Here is a 21,422-nt window from a genome sequence, read left to right on the forward strand (position 1 = left end):
TTGATGGGCCACACCATGGTAGGGGCCTCACGGCCCTGACAGGCTCAGCACCGCCTGGGCGAATGCCTCCGGTGCCTCCTGCGGGACGTTGTGGCCCACGCCTTCGAGGATTGATCGACGAACAGGGCCGCTGAATCGGCGTAGCGCCTGCTGCTCATCCTGAACCGGGGTGACACCGTCGCAAGCACCGGCCAGGATGACCGTTGGCACGGCAATGACGGGTTGCTTCGCCAGCCTCTGTTCGATGGCCGCGTACTGCGCATCGCCGTCGACCAGTCCGAAGCGATGGCGATAGGAGTGCGTGACCACGTCGACGAAGTCGGGAGTGTGGAACGACTGCGCCGAGGACAAAAACACCTCATCGGTGAATGCCCAGGTCGGCGACCATAGTTGCCACAGCAGCTTGCAGAAGGCATCCCGGTCGGCTTCAAGGCCTGCGTAGCCGCGGGCGCCGTGCAGGTAGTACTGATACCACAAGCGCTGTTCGGCTTGCGGGGCGGCGGGGCGGGTCGCATGGGCAATGTCCTGGATGTTGTAGCCCGGCTCGCAACTGACCATTCCCACGACGCGCTCGGGCCACAGGGCGGACACCACGCACGCTGCGCGGCCACCCCAGTCGTAGCCGGCAAGTACGGCCTGGGAAATTTTCAAAGCATCCAATAATGCCAGCAGGTCCGACCCCAAGGCTGCTTGCTCACCCGAGCGAGGCGTGTTTGCGTCGATGAAATGCGTGCCCCCGTATCCGCGCAGGTAGGGGACGATGCATCGGCAACCGGCAGCGGTGATCCGTTCGGCCACCGCGTCGTAGGCGCGGATGTCGTAGGGGAAGCCATGCAACAGCACGACCGCAGGCCCATCGGCTGGGCCAAGGTCCCGGTACGCGACGTTGAGCACGCCTGCTTGAATCTGTTTCACTGGCTCATCCTCCTTTGGGTGATAAAGCTGTGACAACGGCGCGACTAACACATCTCGTTGGATCATGGGCGTGGTTATTGATATGTTATGTTATATCTATTCATATCCTCCACTGATGCGATGTATGCCATGCCCGCCACCCCCCATTACATTCAGTCGCCCGAGCCCGCCGTGCTGGCGGAGATCCTGCGCGAGGACATAAACCTGGCCATCTGGACGCGGCAATTTTCGCCCGCGATCGCGAGTTTCACTGATGCGTTGTTGTGCCGTGACGATCCACTATCGGAGTCGCGAGTGATTGAGTTACAGGGGGAAGAGCCCCCGGATCTGGTCGGGCTGGCTGCCGCTTTCGCTCAGTGTGAGGGTTACGCCGAGTTCGTCGAGGATGTTGCCTGGTTGACCCAGGCCTACGGTTGCCTGTTGGGCGCCGAGCGTATCGGCCTGCGTCTGCGCATTCTGGACAAGGCGATGTGTCCGCGTTATCACGTCGATCGGGTCTCCGTGCGCTTGATCACGACGTACGCTGGCCGGGGCAGCGAATGGCTCGAAGAGGGTGCGATGCCCAGGGCGGGGCTGGGGCAGGCCGGGTCCGAACCGGTGGATGCACCGCACAAGCTGCTGGCGGCTGACGTGGCCTTGTTCAAGGGTGAGCGATGGATGAGCAACGAAGGGCGCGGAATCATTCATCGCTCGCCGCAGGCACGGGCTGGCGAGCGCCGCCTGATCATGACGCTGGATTGGTTGAAATGAAGGGCGGCTCGCGGACTCAGTGTTGGTGTGCCTTGCCGACAAAGGTCAGCGAGGTGAAGAGGCTGCGCTCTGAAACGTCCTTGCGATCGACCGCGGCTACCTTGGCTTGAGCCGCGATGACGTTCAACCCGGCGTTGCGCACGGTGACGGTGGCGCGACCTCGTGCATCGGTGACGACGCTACTGGCGTCCGACATGCCTCGATAGTCATCGAGCAGGGCGATGCCACCGGCCGGCTTGCCATCGATCGTCAGTTCAACGGGTAATGGATTACCGACGCCTACTTCGCTCGGATCTTTCAACGGACGAATGACCATGGCCAATTTCAGCGCGTCGGGCACCTGCGCGTGTGCTTTCAGGATCGCCAGGCTGTACTTGTAGCTGTGACTGGCGCTGACGGCGCCAGGTACGTCAGCCATGGGCTTGTTCACCGATTCTCCCTGAGCGTTCTTGCTCCAGACACCGTTGTCCAGGGCAACGGCGAGCACGGCGGGCTGCGCGGCTGGATGCAGGCGCGCGTGGTCGCCGAGCTTCTCGACCGTCACCGGGATCATTTGTCCGCGTTTATCGTAGGCCCATGCGCCTTTGACCTTATCCGCGGCATAGGCCTGGTCTTCTGCGCCGTGCCCGTAGACGACGTCCAACTGGCCGTAGCGTTGTTCGGTCCAGATACCATGGGCATACGCACCTTGGGCGCTGAGAAGGGTTGCAGCGGCAAGCAATGACAAAGCAATTTTCATGGGTTTTCCCGAGTGTTCTGCAGGGGTTGAACCGTGCGCATCGAACGATGCCGATAGGCATCGCGGGTGCAGCACGGCAATCGTGTAGGGCGCTTCTGGTCAACGGACATTTTCGGTTGTAATCTTGTCACGTTATATCATAACGTAGGCAGAATTATTCATGTACGGATATGCGAATCACTTCAGGCGCCTGGCATTCGCTGGCGCGGCGCTGACTGGCAGCGTTGGTTTCTACACGCCGCTGGCGGCACAGGAGTCGGAACCACCAGGGCCTACCGAGTTGGGCCTTGTCGAGATTTCTGGCGATCGATACGGCACGGGTATAGCGCAACCGCTGGTGCGCAATCGGATCAGCACGGCCTCGCAAAGCCTGCCGACTGCCGTCTCGACGATAACCGAAGAAGAGATCCGCACCCTCAACGTGGATCGCGATATCTCCAACATCTACCGACGGGTGCCGGGCGTGGTAGCCAACAACATCGATCAGGGGGACACCGGTAACGGTTTTCGCATGCGCGGGTTCGCCACCAATGGCACCCACGGGGCCGACGTGGCGGTGTCGGTGGACGGGGTGCCGCAGAACATTCCCTCAAGTCAGGGCGGGGCAGGGCATGGTCCCGTATTTCTGGAATGGCTCACGCCGCAGATGATCAAGCGTGTGGACGTCATCAAAGGCCCGGTGTCGGCACTGTACGGCGATCAGAATCGGGCAGGCGCGGTGAACATCGAAACCTTGGACGGCAGTGACGTCGCGTCCAGCATCGGGGTGGATGTCGCCAGCTTCGATGGCCAGCGGACTAACGTGGTACTAGGCGGTGAACATGAAGGCCTGGAGTCACTGTTGGTGACTGACCTCTACAGGACCAACGGATACCGCAAGGCCGCCGAAAACCAGCGCGACAACTATTTCTGGAAGCTTTCCAAAGTCATTGGCGATGCGAAATACTCGGCGCGGTTCAGCCATTACGAATCGGACTTCAGGAATGACGGCTATCTGAGCCTGCCCGCATTGAAGGCGGGCACCGTCGGCCGCCGCGATACCGACAACCTGTATGGCTTCGGCAACGCCAATCGCAATACCTACGTGTTCAATCGGTCGCCGGCCGAGGGCGAAGCGGGCCTGTACTACACGGCCTATTACGAAGACTTCAGGCGCGTACGCGGCATCTCCAACGGTACGAACACACATAACTATGGCAAGGATGATCGTGACATCTACGGTGGTCGCCTGGCCTATAACTTCGTGTATGAAGACACGGCATCGCTCATGGTCGGTACGGACGTGCGTCGCGACAAAGGCGATGCCTTTCGCCAGCAGTACCGCAACTTCCAGCCCACGCAAAACTTCTACTACGACTTCGACATGGACCTCATCACCTATGGGGTCTTCGCGCAGGGCCAGTACAAGCCCATCGATTCGCTCAAGTTGCTCGCCGGTATCCGTCACGATCGGTTCGACTACGATATCGACAACCTGAAGTTTCGAGACGCCAGTACCGGCTACAACAGCTCGGTGACAACGCCCAGGTTCGGCGTGGCATGGACACCGATCGATCAGCTCGAACTGTTCACCAATGTGGCTCAGGGTTTCCGCTCCCCAGCGGCGGAGTACATCAGTTCAGGCAGCAGCAGTGCGCTTCCGCTCAGGGACACGGGTGGACAGATAAACGGCAGCGTACGCCCCAGCAAGGTCAAGTCCTACGACGTGGGTTTTACCCTGCGGCCTACCGATAGCCTGTCCAGTACCACCGAGTTCTATTACATCCAGAACGACAGCGAGACCGTGCAAACCTCGCCGGGTGTGTACGAGCAAGTAGGTGACACCACGCGCAAAGGGCTGGAGACCAGTGTCAACTATCAAGCCACGTCGACCGTCAGTACCTACATCAGTTATGGCCGGATCATCGATGCGGTCATCACCAACCCGGCGCCGGGTATCGGTGCGCGACTGGTCGTGCCGGAGCACACCTACAAGGCGGGCGTTCAGTATCGAGACGGGTTCATGGGTGGGCAAGTTACATTGAATGCCGATGCTTATCATCTGGGCGGCATTCCCTATTACGTCGGCACTGGCAGGAAGACCATGCCTGCCTACACGCGCTATGACCTGCGCGCCAGCTACGACTACAGCGATTACCAGTTCAGTGTCTACGGCACTTTTCAGCCCCACCGGTATGGCAGCGAAGTGGCCTATGGCACCAACAGCGGCCTGGTGATCGTGCCTCAGCCATCAACCACCCTGGGCGCATCGGTAAGGTACTTTTTCTGACGGCCAGGGTCGGCCCAAGCGATGCGAGGCTACCACAGCTCGGCTTGTCCGATATGCCGCCGCGCCTTGTCCCGATACTCCAGCAATACTTCGTAATCGGCGAAGGCCGTTTCCTGCACGGTCGTTATAGCCAACACTGCCGCAACCTCTGGCAGATGTGCCAGTGCCGCATTCATGGCCTCGCGCAGCAAGCCTGGCTCTGGCCCGTGGAGGCTGGTGACATACGGCAATGTCGGCGCATTGGCCGTACGTTCCACGACCCGCACGCCGGCGACTTCATTCGGGGCATGGCGAGCCAGGTAGGCAAAGGTCACGCTGTCGATGGCCGCCAGGTCGGCGATGCCTGTGGCGACGTGGGCAATGCTCTGGCGATGACTGCCAGTCGCTAGAACGCTTTTGAAGAACCGACCCTCCCGCACATGGGGGATCAGCGCATGGCGCAGCAGGTTCATGCCACTGTTGGAGTCGAGGCTGTTGTAGGCGCCCCGGCAATCGAAGAATTCGGCGAGGGTCTGCCGTGGGTCATCGAGGCGAGCGATCAGCAGGCTGCAATGTTGTCCGGCCTGTGCCTCGGGTAGCGCGAAATGAGGTCGGCCGACGATACGGACCCGATGCTTGAGTTCGGTGATCAAAGGCAAGCCGCAGGTCTGCGCCAACAGCAGTCGTGGATGCAGCCACAGGTCCGCGAGTGAACCCGGCCAGGGCGTGGGACGGTCGGTGCCCAGCAACTGCAGGGTTTCCTCCAGCCAGCGCTGGTACGCCTCACCGATTACGGCGGGCGTGGGATACATGGGCAGTGCAGCGATTACATCGGCGCTCATGGCTGGGTGCCTCGACCTAGAGGATGCAGAGGACTGTCGACGGGGGACACGGCATAACGCCGAAACAGCTCGCTGTAGCCATTGACCAAAAAATGTCCGCTGCGTTGCAGCCAGTCCGCGCGGCGCTCGCGGTACACGCGGGGCAGGTAGTACCAAGGCAACCCCGGCAGGTCGTGGTGCACCAGGTGCAGGTTGAGGTTGAGAAACAGCCAGCGCCAGGGCCAGCCCGCCTCGTTGAGCACCGAGCGCTGCTCGGGTGCCTCTGCAGGGCGATGTTCGTAGTAGGAACGAACCATGGACAGCGCCAGCGCCAGAATGCTCGCCAGCAGGTAATCGAAGACAGCCACGCCTTGGGCGCTGATGAACCCGAACAGCGTCAGCAGGCAGAGCAGATGAGTGCCCCACATCAGCCACGCTTGCGCCTCGCCGCGCAACAGGCGGGCGCACTGCTCGTGAATCAAACCGGCAAGCGCCAGGGCCGGGCCTACGCAGAGACGGCCCAGCAGGGTCTTGTTCAGCCAGTGCAGCGTCCGGCCGGGCCCCGCGCTGCCTGACCAGGCCCGGGCATCGAGGTAACGGCTTTCCGGGTCGTCGCGTGGCAGCGTGATCGTCTCGTCGCGGTGATGGGCCAGATGGCTGTCGCGGTACAGGGTGTAGGGATACCAGATAGCCAGCGGGGCATAGCCCAGGACCTTGTTGACGCTGCGCCAGCGGGTAGGGTGGCCGTGCAGAAGTTCATGCTGCAGCGACATCCACAAGGTAAGCAGCGGCACCAGCAGCAGTACGGTGAGCGGTCGCCCGATGAACGAACCGAATTCGATCAGCGCCCACCAGGCGCCATAGGTGCAGAGCAGCAGCAGCCAGGTTGGCCAGTCGCTGCGCGCGGTCCAGGTATTCTGCAGTTTCAGGATCGATTGGCGGTGACGGGAATCGAGATAATTGGGCATAAGGACGACACGAATGCTGATCGGTATGTCGTCGACACTAGCATTGGTGCTTATGCCTGGATAATCACTAAATGGTTTCAGTAAATTCCTGAATGGAATAAGAGTCGTGTATACTGGACGTTGTGGGATACGAGGCTTTTCGAGCTACGCCGCCTTGGCCATCCTGGACGCGGCCCCTTTTAGATCTTGAATGGACAGGGCCAGAGCGCCCGCCTGGTTCTCAACGAGCAAGACATCATCTATGAGATGGTCGATGTTTCTGCTGCGCAGAAACAAGGCGTGGCCGCGGAGCATTTGGTAGATCATTTCCAACTGACGTGCCGCGTCATGGACGTCTTCCTGCATTTCCGTGATGTGGGTGGTGGGCATGCGGTGCTCCGAGGGCTCTATCTTGGTGTAGGCGTCCTGGCCACGGGATGAGCGTTGTTTCATTTGAGTGTGATCAGTCTATCGGCCACAGCCCGCGCAGCTTAAATAGTCTTTTCCGATAGAGGCTATAGGCCAGTATGTTGCTGGATTGGATCGGATACGCCAGCATCGAGGAACAGGGCCTTGCATGGCCGCCGGTTTTGCCAAGAGAGGACTTTCCGATGAGCGACGTCAGATACCGCCGCCTGGGCCGCCACGGTCTGCAGGTTTCCGAAATCACCCTGGGCACGATGATGTTCGGTGGCCAGACCGACGACGCCACTGCCAAGCGTATCGTCGACGATGCTTTGGAGCAGGGCATCAATGCCATCGACACGGCGAACAATTACAACGACGGCGCTTCGGAAATCGCGGTGGGCAAGCTGATCGCCGGCCAGCGCTCGCGTTGGGTGCTGTCGAGCAAGTTCGTCAACCCCAACCCCGGCGTGCATGGGCCGAATGGGCGCGGGGCTTCGCGCCATAGCGTGATCGAGTCGGTGGAAGGCAGTCTGCGCCGCTTGCAGACCGATTACCTCGACCTCTACTACGTGCACCGTGAAGACCCTTTCACGCCGGTGGAAGAGACCGTGCGCGCCTTGGCCGATCTGATTCGCGCCGGCAAGATCCGCGGCTACGGGCTGTCGAACCACAGCAGTTGGAAGCTTGCCGAATTCTGCCGGGTGGCAGACCTGCTGGGGGTCGAGCGGCCGACCGTGAGCCAGCCACTGTACAACCTGGCCAATCGGCAGATCGAAGCCGAGCATCTGCCGGCAGCCGAGCATTATGGCATCGGCGTGGTGTCCTACAGCCCGCTGGCGCGAGGCGTGCTGACCGCCAAGTACGACCCCGGTGCCGAACCGGGTGTCGACACGCGGGCGGGGCGCAGCGATCCGCGCCTGCAGCAGACCGAGTGGCGCCCAGAGTCGCTGAACCTGGCGCAACGCATCAAGGATCACGCCCAGGCCCGCGGTATCACCTCGGGGCAGTTCGCGCTGGCCTGGGTGCTCAACAACCCATTGATCAGCTCGGCCATCGCCGGGCCTCGCACCGAACAGCAATGGCGCGACTATGTGCCGGCGTTGCAGTACCGGTTCACCGTAGAGGACGAGGCGTTCATCGACGCCCTGGTGGTGGCGGGCCATAGCTCGACGCCTGGCTACACCGACCCGAGCTACCCGGTGACCGGGCGTCGGGTTCAGTTCTGAGCTGCGGCGCAGACCGTCAACGGCGCCTGGACGGCGGCGGCGATGGTGCTCCCTGCCTGTGGGCGGCCATATAGATACCCCTGGGCATAATGGCAACCATTTTCAGCCAGCCATTTCGGCAGGTAGGGCAAGTGGAAGTCCTCGATGCCTTCGGCCGTAACCTTCATTTTCAGACTGCGTGCCATCCCCAGGATGGCTTCCACCATGGGCAGGTGGTCGATGCTGCCGGCCTCGAAGAAAGAGCGGTCTATCTTGATCTTGTCGATGGACAGCCGCGTCAGATGGTACAGGCCCGAATAGCCGATGCCGAAGTCGTCCAGCGCCACGCTGATGCCGTAGGCATGCAGCTTGCTCAGGTTCCGCTGGGCGGCGTCGAGGTTGCCCACCAGCGCTTCTTCCGTGATCTCCACTTCGAAGCGCTCGTAGGGGAAGCGTTCATGCCTGAGTTGCTCGGCCAGGCGATCGGGGAACAGCTCGTCGGTGATCATGGTGGCGCTGACATTGAGCGACAGGTGCAGTGTGTCGTCCCAGAAGCTGGCCGCCCTGCAGGCCTGCTTGACCAGTGAGCGGGTCATGGCCGGAATCAGGCCAAGGCGCTCCAGTATCGGGATGAAGTCGGTAGGCATGCCGGTGCTGCCGTCGGGCCGGGCCCAGCGTGCGAGCACCTCGAAGCCTACGATCGTCTGCGACGGAAGGGTGACGATGGGTTGGAAGAACGGCACGATTTCCTCGCGCTCCACCGCGTGCCTGAGGGCTTGGTCGAGGTCGGCTTGCGCCCGCAGCTGCCGCTCGTATTCGTTGTCGTAGAAATTGAACATGGAGCGGCCAGCGTTCTTTCCCCGGTACATCGCCGTATCTGCGCAGTGCAGCAGTGCGGACGCCTCGGTGGCATCGATCCAGGAACGCGATATGCCAATGGTCGCGCCCAGCCGCACGGGGGTAGAGGGTTCGACAAAGGCCTCGCTGACCCGCTGGATGGTCGTTGCGGCAATGTCGCTCAACTCGCGCTCATCCCTGTAGTCCAGAAACAGCAGGCAGAATTCATCCCCACCCAGTCGGGCGGCGGTGCCACCGTGCAAGCGTGCGATGTGCTTGAGCCGGTCGGCCACCTCGACCAGCACGCTGTCTCCGCCAGAGTGGCCATGCTGGTCGTTTATGGCTTTGAAGTGGTCCAGGTCGATCAGCATGATCGATACGCAACGGTGCTGTGCAAGCCGTTCGCACAGCAGGTCCATAAAGCCGCGACGGTTGATCAAGGCGCTGAGGGAGTCGTACTTGGCCAGGGTTTCGGTTTGAAACTGGATCCGCTGCAGACGCCGGTAGCTGAGTTGAGTACTGGTGACCATGCGCTTGAGCACGATGGTCGGCACGATCAGCGAAATCATCGAGAACCCCGAAGATGTCAGCACGAAACGCCACCGTTCGGCATCTTCGAAGTCACCGTCGTAGGGCAGGTTCAGCCAGTGCATCACATAGGCTTCGAGGTGGAACTCCCACAGGATGGAGAGCCCCACGATCGTGAGCAGCGTCAGCGTCAGAAGCATCGGCAAGCGGCATGGATTACGGCGGTTGAGATCGTTCATGGGCGGCATCGCAAGGTCATGCGGATAGAGTGATGTCAGACAGCCATCATCTCATAAGCGTTCATACCGCTGATCGTATGGCAGGTGCATTTGGTCGCCACGACAGAAGGTAGGGCCAAGTGGCCACACGGCCTGCGAACACTATTCAAGCTTCCTGCGGCGATGCCGATAGCGGGTTCATACCGCCCACGACGCTAAGGAAAGTGCCGAACCCGGGGCTTTTTTTGGTGGACCTGACAGGATACCTGTATGACGTGGCTTCGCGATGCAAAGTTATCTTCCAAACTGATTGCGGCCTTCGGGTTGTGTGCGTTCATTACCCTGGGCGTCGGCATGCTGGGTAGCCGCGGCGTCAGTCAGCTGTCGGACAGCCTCAAAGGGGTGTTCTCTAACAACCTGGTGTCGGTTGCCAAGACGGCCGAAGCCAAGAGCAAAGCGATTGCCCAGCTCAAGGACCTCTACGCCCTGATCGCCGCCCATGCGGAGAACGATTCGCAGGGTGTCAAGGACTCGATTCGCCAGAGCATGAACACCAACCTGGCTGACAGCGAGAAGGCTTTTTCGACGTACCGCAAGACGCCACAGGCCGACGACGAGCGTGCCGCCGGCGACAAGATGGAACGTGACTGGCCGCTCTATCAGGCGCAGCTGCAGAAGGTCCTGTCGGTGCTGGACACCGGCGATGTTTCGGCGGCGCGCTCGCTCATGTCGGGCGAGATCCAGCCGGCCTATCGCACCGTCATGGACGAGCTGACCGTGATGGTCGAGTCGAACAACCGGCAGATCCAGGAAGGCGCGCGTGACGCCGACGAGCAGGAGCGGGCGGCGATCACCGTGCTTTATATCGGTATCGCACTGGCCTTCCTGGCAGCACTGGCACTGGGGCTGTTCATGAGCCGCCTGATCAGCAGGCCCATCGCCACCGCGGTGGCCAGCGCGAAATTGATCGCCAAGGGTGATCTGACCCACAGCATTGGCAGCTCGGCCCGTGACGAGACCGGGCAGCTGCTCGCCGCGCTCGGCGAAATGCAGGAAGGCCTCAAGGCCACCATCCACCAGATTGCCGACGCCTCGAATCAACTCGCTTCGGCAGCCGAAGAGTTGAACGCGGTCACTGAAGACGGCAGCCGTGGGCTGTTGCGTCAGAACGACGAGATTCAGCAGGCGGCCACGGCCGTCACCGAGATGACGTCGGCCGTGGAAGAGGTCGCGCGCAACGCCATCTCCACTTCGGAAGCCTCGAAGACCGCCAGCAGCCAGGCCACCGATGGCCTGACGCAGGCGCGCAATGCCGTAGAAGCGGTAAACAATGCCACCATCGAAATCCAGTCCTCGACCACCATCGTGGAAGATCTGGCGGTTCAGGTGCGCGATATCGGCAAGGTGCTCGACGTGATTCGCGGTATCGCCGAACAGACCAATCTGCTGGCCCTCAACGCGGCCATCGAAGCGGCCCGCGCCGGCGAACAGGGGCGTGGTTTCGCGGTGGTTGCCGACGAGGTCAGGGCACTGGCGGCGCGTACCCAGTCGTCCACGGGCGAGATCGAAAGCATGATCGGTGCAGTGCGTTCGCGGGCAGACCAGGCAGTCGCTGCCATGGGCAAGAGCCAGGGGCTGGTAGGGGACACTCAGGTATTGGCCAAAGCCACCGGGGATGCGCTGCAATCCATCGCCACCGGGATCGCGCAGATCAACGACCGCAACCTGGTCATCGCCAGCGCCTGTGAAGAGCAGGCCCACGTGGCCCGTGAGGTCGACCGGAATCTGATCAACATCCAGGATCTGTCGACGCAGACGGCCGCAGGCGCTCACCAGACCAGCGCATCGACCCAGGATCTGTCGCGCCTGGCCATCTCGTTCAACGATCTGGTGGGTCGCTTCCGTCTCTGAATTCGTCTCTCAGGTAGTAAAAAATCGTACAGCCGATTCAGCAAATGCTCACGATAGTCCGTACAATTGAGATGGGACGCATTCGCGTCTTCTATCCAGTACGGAGTTACACGCGTGGTCAAGTCGTTGAATCGGGCCCATTCCTGGGTGCTGTTGTGCTCAGTCCTGCCTTGCCTGGCCATGGCGGCCACCGAGCTGCCATCCAGTGTCATCCAGGCCACCGGCGAAGGTGAGGGCGATGACGGCTATGCCCGCGTGCTCGGCGAAACCGCCAGCAAGAGCGCCACGCAGAACCGTGATGAAGCGCAGACCATCAATTCGGTAACGGCACGCACGCTGGACGACTACCAGGTCAAGGATTTGAACGACGCGATGCGCTTCGTCAGCGGTGTCACCCAGACCAACACCCTGGGCGGCACCAAGGATGCGCTGATCAAGCGCGGCTTTGGCAGCAACGACGACAACTCGATCCTGCGCGACGGCATCCGCTCGGCCATCGGTCGCAACCTGGGGGCGACCACCGATCATGTTGAAGTGCTCAAAGGGCCGGCCTCGCTGATGTATGGCGCGCTCGAACCGGGCGGGGTCATCAACGTTGTCAGCAAGCAGCCGCAGTTCACCCGCAGCACCACCCTCGGCGCATCCGGCTTCAGCGAGGGTGGCGGTTCGCTGTCGCTGGACACCACCGGCCCGCTGGGCGATACCGATCTGGCCTACCGGCTGGTGGCCGAGCGCAGCCACGAGGATTACTGGCGCAACTATGGGACCGACGAGCACACCCTGATCGCTCCGTCGATTGCCTGGGTCGGTGAGCGGGCCAGTGCTTCGCTGGCCTATACCTACAACGACTACGCCAGCCCGTTCGACCGTGGCACCGTGTTCGTCGCTGGGCGACCCGCCGACATCAGCTACCGCGACCGCCTCGACGAGCGCTGGGCCAAGACCGTGGGCATCAGCCAGAGCACCACAGCGAAGTTCGAATACCAGCTGGGGGACGCCTGGCGCAGTCGCCTGACCTACGGTTGGACGCAGGATCGCTACAGCCTGGCTATCGCTCAACCCAACACGCTCACCGGCAACACGTTGCGGCGCATCGCCAATGGCGGTCACTACGATTACGAAAGCCGCTACACCGCGCTGGACCTGATCGGCGACCAGCAGCTGTTCGGCCAGCGGCATGAAATCGTGGTGGGCCTGGACAACGAGTCGCTGGACAAATACCGCGGCAAGACCTACCGCAACGCCAATACCGCCGCCGGCAATATCGACATCCGCAACCCGGTCTATGGCCGTCTGGCCGAGCCGGTCACGGTCAGCGCGGCGCAGAGCAATGCCGAGAACAACCTGGTCACCACATCCCTGTACTTCAAGGATAACTGGCACCTCAACGATCGCTGGATCCTGGTGTTCGGTGGGCGTCAGGCGCATTGGGACCAATACAGCGATCAGGGCCTGGGCCGCTCGTACGCGCCCGGTGCCGATTCCAACGGCGACGAATTCATTCCCTTTGGCGGGATCGTCTACCAGCCCAGCGAAACGGTGGCACTGTATGCCAACTACAGCCGCTCGTTCGTGCCCAACGACGCCGACGATGCAGGCAACAGCTTCAAGCCCACCGAGGGTCGCAGCTACGAAGCCGGGGTCAAATACACGCCGACCGCTGCGCTGAACGTGAACCTGGCGGTGTATGACATCGAGAAGAAGAACCTGGTCAACAGCGTGCTGCAGAGCAATGGCGACAGCCTCGACGAGGCGGTCGGCAAGGCGCGCTCGCGCGGTGTCGAGCTGGATGTCACCGGTCGGATAGCCGAGAATTGGAGTGTGATCGGCACCTATGCCTACAGCCATACCGAAGTGCTGAAGAACGCCGAAGCGCCCGAGCAGGAAGGCAATCGTCTGCCCAACGCGCCGATGCACACGGCCAGCCTGTACCTGACCCATCATCTGGCCTTGCCCGCGCAGACCGGCCAGTGGCATGTGGGCGCAGGCGCGCGCTACGTGGGCGAGCGGCCGGGCGACAGCGCCAACAGTTTCTGGATGGACAGCTACACCCTGGCCGACGCTTTCGTGCGCTGGGACCTGCCCACCCAGGGTTACGAAACGCGCCTGCAGCTGAACATCGACAACCTGTTCAACAAGCAGTATTACCCAGCTACCACCGGCAGCAGCACGCTGCAGGTGGAAGAGGGCGCGTTGCGCACGGCGCGTCTGACCGCGACGGTGAAGTTCTGAGACGCGAATGCGCCTGCGGCCTCAGAGCAGCCACAGGGCGGCGATCAAGGCCGGCGGCATGACCACTGCGCCGAGCTTGAGGAACGTCCAGGCGCTGATTTCGACCCCTTCGCGGCGCACCGCGATCAACCACAGCAAGGTCGCCAGGGAGCCGGTGACCGAGAGGTTGGGGCCCAGGTCGACGCCGACCACCAGCGCGCCGGTGACAGTGGGCGGCAGGTGCGCCAGTTCGTTGATGGACCCGCTGAGCAGGCCGATCGGCAGGTTGTTGCCGATGTTGCAGGCCAGCGCCACCAGGCCTCCTGCCCACCAGTGCGCCTGGGCCGGCGCGTGCCTTGCGGCCTGTTCCAGCCAGTTGGCCAACTGACCGGTCACGCCGGTCTGGCCAATGCCTTCCACCAGCACGAACAGCCCCGCTACCAGCGGCAGCACGCCCCAGGCCACGCCCTTGCACACCGGCCAGGGATTGCTTCTCTGGTACAGGTGGACGACGGCGAGGGTGCTGACGGCGGCGAGGAACGTCGGCAGGCCCAGCGCTTCGTCCAGGGCCGATACGGTCAACAGCAACACCGCCGTGACGGCCAGCCCGCAGGCGGTGAGTCGAGCACCTGCGCTCAGGTGGGGTAGTTGTTCGACAAGTTCCAGGCGCTGCTGCAGATGGCGACGCTGGGTCAGGCGCAAAACCAGATAGGTCATGGCGATGGCCGCCAGGGACGGCAGGCTGAACATGGCCAGCCAATCGAGCAGCGGCGGCATGTGCTTGCCGAATATCACCAGATTGGCCGGGTTGGAAATCGGCAGGACGAAACTGGCAGCGTTGGCAATGAATGCGCAGACGAACAGATACGGCAGCGGGTTGACGCGTGCTGCCCGGGTGGCCGCGTACACGGCCGGGGTCAGCACAACGGCCGTGGCATCGTTGGACAGGAAAACAGTCACAACGGTGCCAACCACGAACACCAGATCGAACAGCCGTTGCGCACTGCCGCGGGCCTGGCGGGCAGCGACGGTCGCCAGCCAATCGAACAACCCTTCACGGCGGGCCAGTTCGGCCAGCAGCATCATGCCCACCAGAAACAGGTAGACATCGGTACCTTTAAGTACCGCTGCCAGTGCCGAAGACCAGGCGATCAAACCGCCAGCGACCAGACCGATCGCTGCCGCCAGCGCCCAGAAGTATTCGGGGATGCGCAATGGCCTGGTGATGATGCCCAACGTCGCGAGGAGGCTGACGCCCCAGATGATCAAGCTGGCGTGGGGCAAGGCGTGGCTTCCTGTTCAGTGCCGCGGCGCAGGGTTTCCGGCATGGCGGTGAGCAGCAGGACGAAGGCCGCAGCAGCGACCCCGGCCAGGGTCAGGAAAGCTGCGCTGTAGCCAGCCTCCTGCACGACCAGGCCGGCCAGGCCATTGCTCAGCGCAGCGCCCAGGCCGAACGCCGTGGTCAGGGCGCCCAGGCTGACGTTGAAACGCCCGGTACCGTGGGTGAGGTCTTTGACCACCAGCGGAAACAGTGCACCGAACAGGCCGGCGCCAATGCCGTCGAGCAATTGCACGCCCACCAGCCAGTATGGATCATTGGAAAACGTATAGAGCACACCGCGAATCGGCAGGATCAGGAAGCCGGCCAGCAGCAGGGGCTTGCGCCCCCATTGATCGGCGCGCGCACCCACCAGCAGGGCCGCAGGCACCATCACCAGTTGCGCGGCGACGATACAGGCCGAGGTCAATGGGGTGGCCATGCTCAGGTCGATCTGCGAAAGCTTCTGGCTCACCAGCGGCAGCATCGCCGCGTTGGCCAGGTGGAACAGCGCACAACACACCGCGAACACCAGCAGCGCACGGTTGCCCAGCAGCACCTTGAAGCCGGAGGGCTGTTCGTGACCGTCCTTGTGGTGTGCCTCCAGCCCGCGGGCGACGTCGTGGTCAATGGCATCGGCCTTCACGCAGCTCACTGCCAGTACGCTGGCCAAGGCCATGGCGGCCATCAGGTAGAACACCGCGACCGGTCCGAACAGGTAGGCAAACCCGCCCGCCAGCAGGGCGGCGAAGGCGTTGCCGGCATGGTTGTAGGTTTCGTTGCGACCGGTACGCCGGGTGAAGGCCTTGGGCCCGGTGATGCCCAGGGAGATGGCGGCGATGGCCGGAGCGAACACCGAGCCGGCGATGGCGCCAAGCGCCTGGGTAGCGGCCACCAGGCCGAACGAAGTAATGAAAGGCAGTACCACGCAACTGGCGGTGACCAGCAGGGCGGCAACCACCACCACCGCACGTTTGTGCCGGGTCTTGTCGATCAGGGCGCCGGCGGGTGTCTGCGTGAGCAGCGCCGCCAGCCCGGCAAGGGTCATCACCAGGCCGATACTGCCGGGGTCCCATTTGTGCACCGCCAGCAGGTAGATTGCCAGATAGGGTCCGAGCCCGTCACGGACATCGGCCAGGAAGAAATTCAGGCCGTCGAGAGACAGCGCGTTACGCCGCGAAGTGGCAGATGTGGCCAAGGCAGTGGTCTCGAATGAGGGCAGGCAGGTACAGAACTGAGTGGGCGGATCGGGCGTAAGTTCCGGGCTCCACAGCGCAATCGAATGAAGATTCTGCTAGCGGGTTTTGGGCCTGAGAAATATCGCCAGAAACGCAGGCAGGGCAAAGGCGAAAAGGGCAGCGGTGACACCCATGGCGCCCATGGCTGCACCGAACAACGGCGCGCCGGCCGTCTGCCCGAGTGCCAGGCACAGGAACGGAAAACCCAGGCCCAGGTCGGGTCGATCCGGCAGCAGTGCAGTACCCTGGATCAGGTAAGCACCCGAGGACATGATGTAGGCCGCGCCGAACAGGCCCATGGCGACGAAGCCATAGGCGATGCTGAACTCGCTAGCGGCCAGGGTCAGGATCGCTGTGACGATGGCGAACAGCGAGCCGCCATGGATGACGGCCGTACCGAAGCGGTCGATCAGCACGCCGGTGGCAGCGCCGCTGACCCCGGCTGCCCCCAGCACGATCCAGGCCCAGGCAATGCCGCTGTCGCTGACCCCGAACGCGCCGCGCAGGATGTCGGCGCCGAAGGTCCAGATGGCGGTGCTCGACAGGCCCATGGCGAAGGCACTCAGGCAGAGCAGGGCCAGCCCCGGTCGGCCAAGCAGTTTCAAGGACATGCCAGCGCCGGTGTCACTGCCACCACCCTGCGGCAGGGCCCGCCACAGCCAGAGGGTGATCGCTGCGCCGATCAGGGCGAACACGGCATACAGCTCACGCCAGGCGTCCACGGTCATGGCCGCAGCCGCACCCGAGAAGACGATGCCAGCAGCCGTGCCGGCGTTGATCGCCGCATTGGCCTTCGCGCGGCCGGCAGCGTTGAACCGAGCGGCGACTGCACTCGCCAGCGGTGGTGAGGTCAACCCGGTGCTCAGCCCGGCAAGCGCCACACCGGCACCCAGCACCCACCCCGATGAAGCGACCACGATACAGGCCATTCCCACCGTGGCGGCCAGACCCGCGAGCACCGCAAGGGTGCGTGGCGTGAACGTGCCGTTGAGTACGAACGTCAAGACGATGCCTGCGCAGTAGGCCGCGAAGGCGCCGCTGCCGATCCAGCCTGCGGCCGTGGGGTCCAGCGACAGCTCCACGCGCATCTGCGGCAACAGCAAGCCATAGGCGAAACGCGCCAGCCCGTACGAGAGCGCGGTGAGGGCAAATGCCGCCGCTACCAGGTTACGACCGGCGTTCATGATGCCCGGACCTTTGCGTAAACCGTGAGGGTCAGCGCGGCCTGCCTGGCCTCATCGGCAGCGACCACGCCGACCTCCCTGGCGGCAGCTGGCGCACCGTCGAAAACCGCTGGAATTTCTGAGTGGTTGTCCATCAGGCGACTGTAGAGCGATCGTTTTGCGTGTCAACCCAATGCACAACTCACCGCGGGATTAGTTTGATAGCGTTTAGCTATCATTGCTTCGCGAAATGCCAATTGGCTTCCTTGCCAGCAGGGCCGTAACGTCCGCCGCTTCGGCGCGACTGCACCTTCGGATCGCGCGCCTTTTCCGTCCTCATCGGGCGAACTTTCGAGCCTGCCATGAAAAAACCTCTGTCTCTGGCCACGCGCATAGCCCTGAGCTTTGCGGCCATTCTCGCCTTGTTGGTAATGATCACCGCCATCGGCATCCAGCGTGTTGCGTTCATCGACTCCACGTTGAGTGACGTGAGCGAGAACGCCGCAAAGATCCAGCGTTACGCCATCAATTTTCGTGGCAGTGTGCACAACCGTGCCATCGCCATCCGTGACGCGGTGTTGGTGGACAATGATCGCGACCTGGAAAAACACCTGGCGCAGGTGGCCTCGCTGGAAAAAGACTATGTCGATTCCGCCGCGCCCATGGAGCAGCTGTTCCAGAGCGCTGGCGTAACAGGGGAGGAGCGTCAGTTGCTGGCGGCCATCAAGGGCATCGAGCGGCAGACCCTGGAATCGACCCGCACGCTCATCGAGCTGCGTCGGGGCGGTGATGTGCAAGGTGCCCAGGCTTTGCTGCTGCGCCAGACTTCGGATGACTACAGCGAATGGCTCAAGCGCATCAACGCACTGATCGACTACGAGGAAGCCGCGATCAAGGCCAAGCTGGGTGATGTGCAGGCTACCGCCAGCCAGTTCAGCACGCTGATGCTGGTGGCCACCGGTATCGCGCTGCTGCTGAGCATCGTGCTGTCGATCGTGATCATCCGCTTCGTCAAGTCGACGCTGGGCGCCGAGCCGGCCGAAGTGGCCCTGGCAATCGAGCAACTCGCCGCAGGCAACCTGAACCAGACCATCGTGACCGATTACCCAGGTAGCGTGATGGGGGTATTGCAAACCGCCTTGGGCCATTTGCGCGAGACCATCGAGCAGGTGCGTACGGCGGCGCGGGAAGTCACTCACTCTTCGGCGCAGCTGTCGGCGACCTCCACCGCCAACGACGCGCATATTCGCCTGCAGACCCGTGAGGCCGAACAGGTGGCCACCGCCATCACGCAGATGGCGGCGACCGTGGGCGAAGTGTCCGGTTACGCTGCCCAGGCTGCGGATGCGTCGCGCCTGGCGGATATCGAAGTGGAAAGCGGCAATCGGCTGGTGGCCAGCACCACGCAGGCTATCGAGCAGTTGGCGCTCACTTTGGAGCAGACCACCGACACCGTCGACCAGGTGTCGCGCCACAGCGAAAAGATCGAGTCGGTCATCGACGTGATCAACTCGATTGCCGCGCAGACCAACCTGCTGGCCCTCAATGCCGCCATCGAGGCCGCCCGCGCCGGCGAGCACGGCCGTGGCTTTGCAGTGGTCGCCGACGAAGTGCGCTCGCTGGCCAATCGCACCCAACAGTCGACCGAAGAGATCCGCGAGATGATCAGCACCTTGCAATCGGGCACCGAGACGGCCGCGCAGACCATGCGCAACAGCTGCGAACTGGTCGGGCACACCGTCACCCAGACGCGCAGTGCGCAGGAGGCCCTGGCCAAGATCAGCGAGCAGGTGGGCGCGATCAACCTGATGAACGCACAGATTGCCAGCGCTTCGGTGCAGCAGAACGCAGTTGCCGACGACGTCTCGCAGAACATCACGCGCATCCATGGCTCGACGGTGCAGTCAGCGACCGGCTCGCAGCAGGTCGCGACCGCCAGCACCGAGCTGGCTCGCCTGGCGGACCGGCTTTCGCAGAAGGTGGCCTTCTTCGGCGCTGTCTAGGGAGACGAAGGGCAGTGGTGCTCTTGGGGCAAAGCTGTATACAGTTCCCGGAAAGGCTGCCGATACAGGGATGCAGCCTTGTCTTGAGTGCCTCCCTTTGCGACTGACCATCGGGCAATGAATACCGTGATGACCCACTTCGCTCCACCTTTCCCGGACAACGAGCGCGAGCGCGTTCGCCGCGTAGCCGAGCTCTGCTACCGCGACGCGGTCGACGACGAGGTGCTGGATCGGATCGTGGCGCTGGCCGCTGAAGTCTTCGGCACGCCGATAGCGCTCATTTCCATTCTCGAAGAACAGCAACAGTGGTTTCGGGCGAAGGTCGGCATCACCGTTTCATCCACGCCACGGGATGTGTCCTTTTGCGGTCACACCATTTTGGTCGACGACTTCTTCGAAGTGCCGGACACCCACCGCGACCCGCGGTTTCGGCACAACGTGCTGGTCACCGGTGCACCAGGCATACGCTATTACGCCGGCGTGCCGCTGCTGACCGATGACGGTCATGCCTTGGGCAGCCTGTGCGTCATCGACAAGCAGCCGCGTGAGCCAATGTCCGCCGGCCAGCGGGCGAGCCTGCGGCACCTGGCGCAGTTGGTGGTGCACCGGCTCCACGACCTGCGCGCCGATTCGTTCATCGACCGGCCCACCCGCCTGATGAACCGTATTCGCCTGGAAGACGACATCCATCGGCATCTGAGCGCTAGGGAAGAACCGTTGCTGGTCGCGGTCGATTTCCTCTCGCCCAGTTTCGTCAACGATATCGTCAAGGCGCTGGGCTATTCGTTTTCCCAGCGTCTGGTCAGTGAAATCAGCCGTCGGGTGGCGGGCTTGATCGGCCACGACTGCGTGCTGTACCGGATCGGTCTCACCCGTTTCGCATTCATCAAGCCGCGTGACGAATGCCTGGCGACCTTGTACGCGAGGTTTTCCACGGCCTTCGCCACCCCGGTCGAACATGACGGGATCCCGATTCGCACGCAGATCGGCATGGGTGCGCTGGAGCTGGACTGCCACACGATCCACGACCGTGACTGGGTGCGTCTGGTGGTCAGTGCCGCCGATTACGCGCGTGACCGCGGGATCGGCTGGGCCAGGTACCAGGCCGAACTGGACATCGCCCAGCAACGTGCCTTCGTGCTGCTCAGTTCATTGTCGTACGCCCTGGAAGAGTCCGAGCAACTGGGCCTGGTGTTCCAGCCGCGCATCGACTTCGCCAGTGGACGCTGCTGCGCGGTCGAGGCGCTGTTGCGTTGGACCCACCCGACTTTGGGGCCGATAGGACCGGACGAATTCATCCCGCTGGCGGAGAAGACCGACCTGATTCGGCTGTTGAGCGTGTGGGTGGTCGAGGCCGCCATCAAGCAGACCCGGCATTGGCGGGATGCAGGCTACGACTTCAAGGTCGCGATCAATATCAGCCCCTGCGATCTCGAGGGGCCGGCTTTCACCGACCGGCTGATCCAGACCCTGGAACGCTATGGCGTCGAGGCTGCCACCTTGGAGATCGAGTTCACCGAAGGCGCGTTGATCAAGAACCCCGCCGAATGCCGGAACCAGCTGACCCGCCTGCGTGCGCTGGGCATCGAGATCTCCATCGATGACTTCGGCACCGGCTACAGCAACTGGACCTACCTGCGCGAACTGCCTGCCACCTCGGTAAAGCTCGACCGTTCGCTGCTCAAGGACATCGAAAACCAGGAAAAGGATCGGCGCCTGGTCACCACACTCATTGATCTGGCGCAGCGTCTGGGCTACAAGGTGGTGGCCGAGGGCATCGAGAACCAGGCCAGTTTCGACGCAGTGAAAGGCTGGGGTTGCGACGAGGGGCAGGGTTACTTCATTGCTGCGCCGATGGCCAGCGAACGACTGATCGAGTGGATCGAGCGCGAAGGCGATGCCGCTGCCGTCGCACAGGCCCCACGCGAAGTGTCTTGCTGAGGCCTGAGATCATACCCAGCC

At 62.7% G+C, this 21,422-nt stretch carries 16 protein-coding genes and 2 pseudogenes; 9 read left to right on the forward strand and 9 right to left on the reverse strand.

The window, feature by feature from the left end:
- Positions 1–27 precede the first annotated feature (27 nt).
- Complete coding sequence (locus IFT75_RS08345; RefSeq protein WP_192054229.1) at positions 28–915, reverse strand: alpha/beta fold hydrolase; 888 nt, start codon at positions 913–915, stop codon at positions 28–30.
- A gap of 120 nt (positions 916–1,035) precedes the next feature.
- Between IFT75_RS08345 and IFT75_RS08350 the strand changes: the two genes are divergently transcribed.
- The gene (locus IFT75_RS08350) at positions 1,036–1,665 is read left to right on the forward strand and encodes a DUF1826 domain-containing protein (RefSeq protein WP_192054494.1); all 630 of its coding nucleotides are present in this window, start codon (positions 1,036–1,038) and stop codon (positions 1,663–1,665) included.
- 16 nt (positions 1,666–1,681) lie between these two features.
- On the opposite strand, the gene IFT75_RS08355 is transcribed toward IFT75_RS08350, so the two are convergent.
- Positions 1,682–2,404, reverse strand: coding sequence for a DUF4198 domain-containing protein (locus IFT75_RS08355; protein WP_192054231.1), 723 nt, complete (start codon positions 2,402–2,404; stop codon positions 1,682–1,684).
- 160 nt (positions 2,405–2,564) lie between these two features.
- On the opposite strand from IFT75_RS08355, the gene IFT75_RS08360 reads away from it, so the two are divergent.
- Positions 2,565–4,673, forward strand: a complete 2,109-nt coding sequence (locus tag IFT75_RS08360) for a TonB-dependent receptor (RefSeq protein WP_192054233.1) — start codon at positions 2,565–2,567, stop codon at positions 4,671–4,673.
- A gap of 29 nt (positions 4,674–4,702) precedes the next feature.
- Here the strand turns inward: IFT75_RS08360 and IFT75_RS08365 are convergent, their stop codons facing one another.
- The 3 genes from IFT75_RS08365 to IFT75_RS08375 form a co-directional block, all read right to left on the reverse strand.
- On the reverse strand, positions 4,703–5,494 hold the full coding sequence (locus tag IFT75_RS08365; RefSeq protein WP_207186127.1) for a phosphate/phosphite/phosphonate ABC transporter substrate-binding protein: 792 nt from the start codon (positions 5,492–5,494) through the stop codon (positions 4,703–4,705).
- A complete protein-coding gene (locus IFT75_RS08370) occupies positions 5,491–6,441 on the reverse strand; it encodes a fatty acid desaturase (RefSeq protein WP_192054235.1) in 951 nt (316 codons plus the stop codon). The genes IFT75_RS08365 and IFT75_RS08370 overlap by 4 nt, the downstream gene beginning before the upstream one ends.
- A 144-nt stretch (positions 6,442–6,585) precedes the next feature.
- Positions 6,586–6,810, reverse strand: a complete 225-nt coding sequence (locus tag IFT75_RS08375) for a hypothetical protein (protein WP_122712920.1) — start codon at positions 6,808–6,810, stop codon at positions 6,586–6,588.
- Between the two features lie 221 nt (positions 6,811–7,031).
- Between IFT75_RS08375 and IFT75_RS08380 the strand changes: the two genes are divergently transcribed.
- The gene (locus tag IFT75_RS08380; RefSeq protein WP_192054238.1) at positions 7,032–8,054 is read left to right on the forward strand and encodes an aldo/keto reductase; all 1,023 of its coding nucleotides are present in this window, start codon (positions 7,032–7,034) and stop codon (positions 8,052–8,054) included.
- Here IFT75_RS08380 and IFT75_RS08385 read toward each other — a convergent pair.
- Entirely contained in the window at positions 8,045–9,637 is a 1,593-nt protein-coding gene (locus IFT75_RS08385; protein ID WP_192054240.1) for a putative bifunctional diguanylate cyclase/phosphodiesterase, read from the reverse strand. The genes IFT75_RS08380 and IFT75_RS08385 overlap by 10 nt on opposite strands.
- Before the next feature lie 249 nt (positions 9,638–9,886).
- Here IFT75_RS08385 and IFT75_RS21605 point away from each other — a divergent pair.
- From IFT75_RS21605 to IFT75_RS08395, 3 genes and pseudogenes are all read left to right on the forward strand, one after another.
- Positions 9,887–10,669 (forward strand): annotated as a pseudogene (locus IFT75_RS21605) (MCP four helix bundle domain-containing protein); the annotation flags it as partial.
- On the forward strand, positions 10,664–11,527 hold the full coding sequence (locus IFT75_RS21610) for a methyl-accepting chemotaxis protein (RefSeq protein ID WP_425311990.1): 864 nt from the start codon (positions 10,664–10,666) through the stop codon (positions 11,525–11,527). The pseudogene IFT75_RS21605 and the gene IFT75_RS21610, both read left to right, overlap by 6 nt.
- A gap of 180 nt (positions 11,528–11,707) precedes the next feature.
- Positions 11,708–13,759, forward strand: a complete 2,052-nt coding sequence (locus IFT75_RS08395) for a TonB-dependent siderophore receptor (protein ID WP_192054497.1) — start codon at positions 11,708–11,710, stop codon at positions 13,757–13,759.
- A 21-nt stretch (positions 13,760–13,780) separates the two neighbouring features.
- On the opposite strand, the gene IFT75_RS08400 is transcribed toward IFT75_RS08395, so the two are convergent.
- From IFT75_RS08400 to IFT75_RS08410, 3 genes are all read right to left on the reverse strand, one after another.
- The gene (locus IFT75_RS08400; protein ID WP_192054245.1) at positions 13,781–15,022 is read right to left on the reverse strand and encodes an arsenic transporter; all 1,242 of its coding nucleotides are present in this window, start codon (positions 15,020–15,022) and stop codon (positions 13,781–13,783) included.
- Positions 15,004–16,254 (reverse strand): MFS transporter, encoded by a 1,251-nt coding sequence (locus IFT75_RS08405; protein ID WP_192054247.1) that lies wholly within the window; start codon positions 16,252–16,254, stop codon positions 15,004–15,006. The genes IFT75_RS08400 and IFT75_RS08405 overlap by 19 nt, the downstream gene beginning before the upstream one ends.
- Before the next feature lie 96 nt (positions 16,255–16,350).
- On the reverse strand, positions 16,351–17,478 hold the full coding sequence (locus tag IFT75_RS08410; protein ID WP_192054249.1) for an MFS transporter: 1,128 nt from the start codon (positions 17,476–17,478) through the stop codon (positions 16,351–16,353).
- A 341-nt stretch (positions 17,479–17,819) separates the two neighbouring features.
- Between IFT75_RS08410 and IFT75_RS21615 the strand changes: the two are divergent.
- The 3 genes and pseudogenes from IFT75_RS21615 to IFT75_RS08420 all read left to right on the forward strand — a co-directional run.
- A pseudogene (locus tag IFT75_RS21615) lies at positions 17,820–18,329 on the forward strand (MCP four helix bundle domain-containing protein); the annotation flags it as partial.
- 423 nt (positions 18,330–18,752) lie between these two features.
- Entirely contained in the window at positions 18,753–19,460 is a 708-nt protein-coding gene (locus IFT75_RS21620; RefSeq protein ID WP_446731063.1) for a methyl-accepting chemotaxis protein, read from the forward strand.
- A 129-nt stretch (positions 19,461–19,589) separates the two neighbouring features.
- Positions 19,590–21,401 carry a putative bifunctional diguanylate cyclase/phosphodiesterase gene (locus IFT75_RS08420; protein ID WP_192054252.1) on the forward strand — a complete coding sequence of 604 codons (1,812 nt, stop codon included), beginning with the start codon at positions 19,590–19,592 and terminating at the stop codon, positions 21,399–21,401.
- The last annotated feature ends 21 nt before the right edge of the window (positions 21,402–21,422 follow it).

This window comes from Pseudomonas sp. CFBP 8758 (assembly GCF_014841725.1).
Lineage (GTDB): Bacteria > Pseudomonadota > Gammaproteobacteria > Pseudomonadales > Pseudomonadaceae > Aquipseudomonas > Aquipseudomonas baltica.

Bases quoted from the DNA above. Each gene is read 5' to 3' on its own strand.
- IFT75_RS08350 (WP_192054494.1), top strand. From the start codon at position 1,036: ATGTATGCCATGCCCGCCACCCCCCATTACATTCAGTCGCCCGAGCCC.
- IFT75_RS08355 (WP_192054231.1), bottom strand. From the start codon at position 2,404: ATGAAAATTGCTTTGTCATTGCTTGCCGCTGCAACCCTTCTCAGCGCC.
- IFT75_RS08360 (WP_192054233.1), top strand. From the start codon at position 2,565: ATGTACGGATATGCGAATCACTTCAGGCGCCTGGCATTCGCTGGCGCG.
- IFT75_RS08365 (WP_207186127.1), bottom strand. From the start codon at position 5,494: ATGAGCGCCGATGTAATCGCTGCACTGCCCATGTATCCCACGCCCGCC.
- IFT75_RS08370 (WP_192054235.1), bottom strand. From the start codon at position 6,441: ATGCCCAATTATCTCGATTCCCGTCACCGCCAATCGATCCTGAAACTG.
- IFT75_RS08375 (WP_122712920.1), bottom strand. From the start codon at position 6,810: ATGCCCACCACCCACATCACGGAAATGCAGGAAGACGTCCATGACGCG.
- IFT75_RS08380 (WP_192054238.1), top strand. From the start codon at position 7,032: ATGAGCGACGTCAGATACCGCCGCCTGGGCCGCCACGGTCTGCAGGTT.
- IFT75_RS08385 (WP_192054240.1), bottom strand. From the start codon at position 9,637: ATGAACGATCTCAACCGCCGTAATCCATGCCGCTTGCCGATGCTTCTG.
- IFT75_RS21610 (WP_425311990.1), top strand. From the start codon at position 10,664: ATGCAGGAAGGCCTCAAGGCCACCATCCACCAGATTGCCGACGCCTCG.
- IFT75_RS08395 (WP_192054497.1), top strand. From the start codon at position 11,708: ATGGCGGCCACCGAGCTGCCATCCAGTGTCATCCAGGCCACCGGCGAA.
- IFT75_RS08410 (WP_192054249.1), bottom strand. From the start codon at position 17,478: ATGAACGCCGGTCGTAACCTGGTAGCGGCGGCATTTGCCCTCACCGCG.
- IFT75_RS21620 (WP_446731063.1), top strand. From the start codon at position 18,753: ATGGCGGCGACCGTGGGCGAAGTGTCCGGTTACGCTGCCCAGGCTGCG.
- IFT75_RS08420 (WP_192054252.1), top strand. From the start codon at position 19,590: ATGACCCACTTCGCTCCACCTTTCCCGGACAACGAGCGCGAGCGCGTT.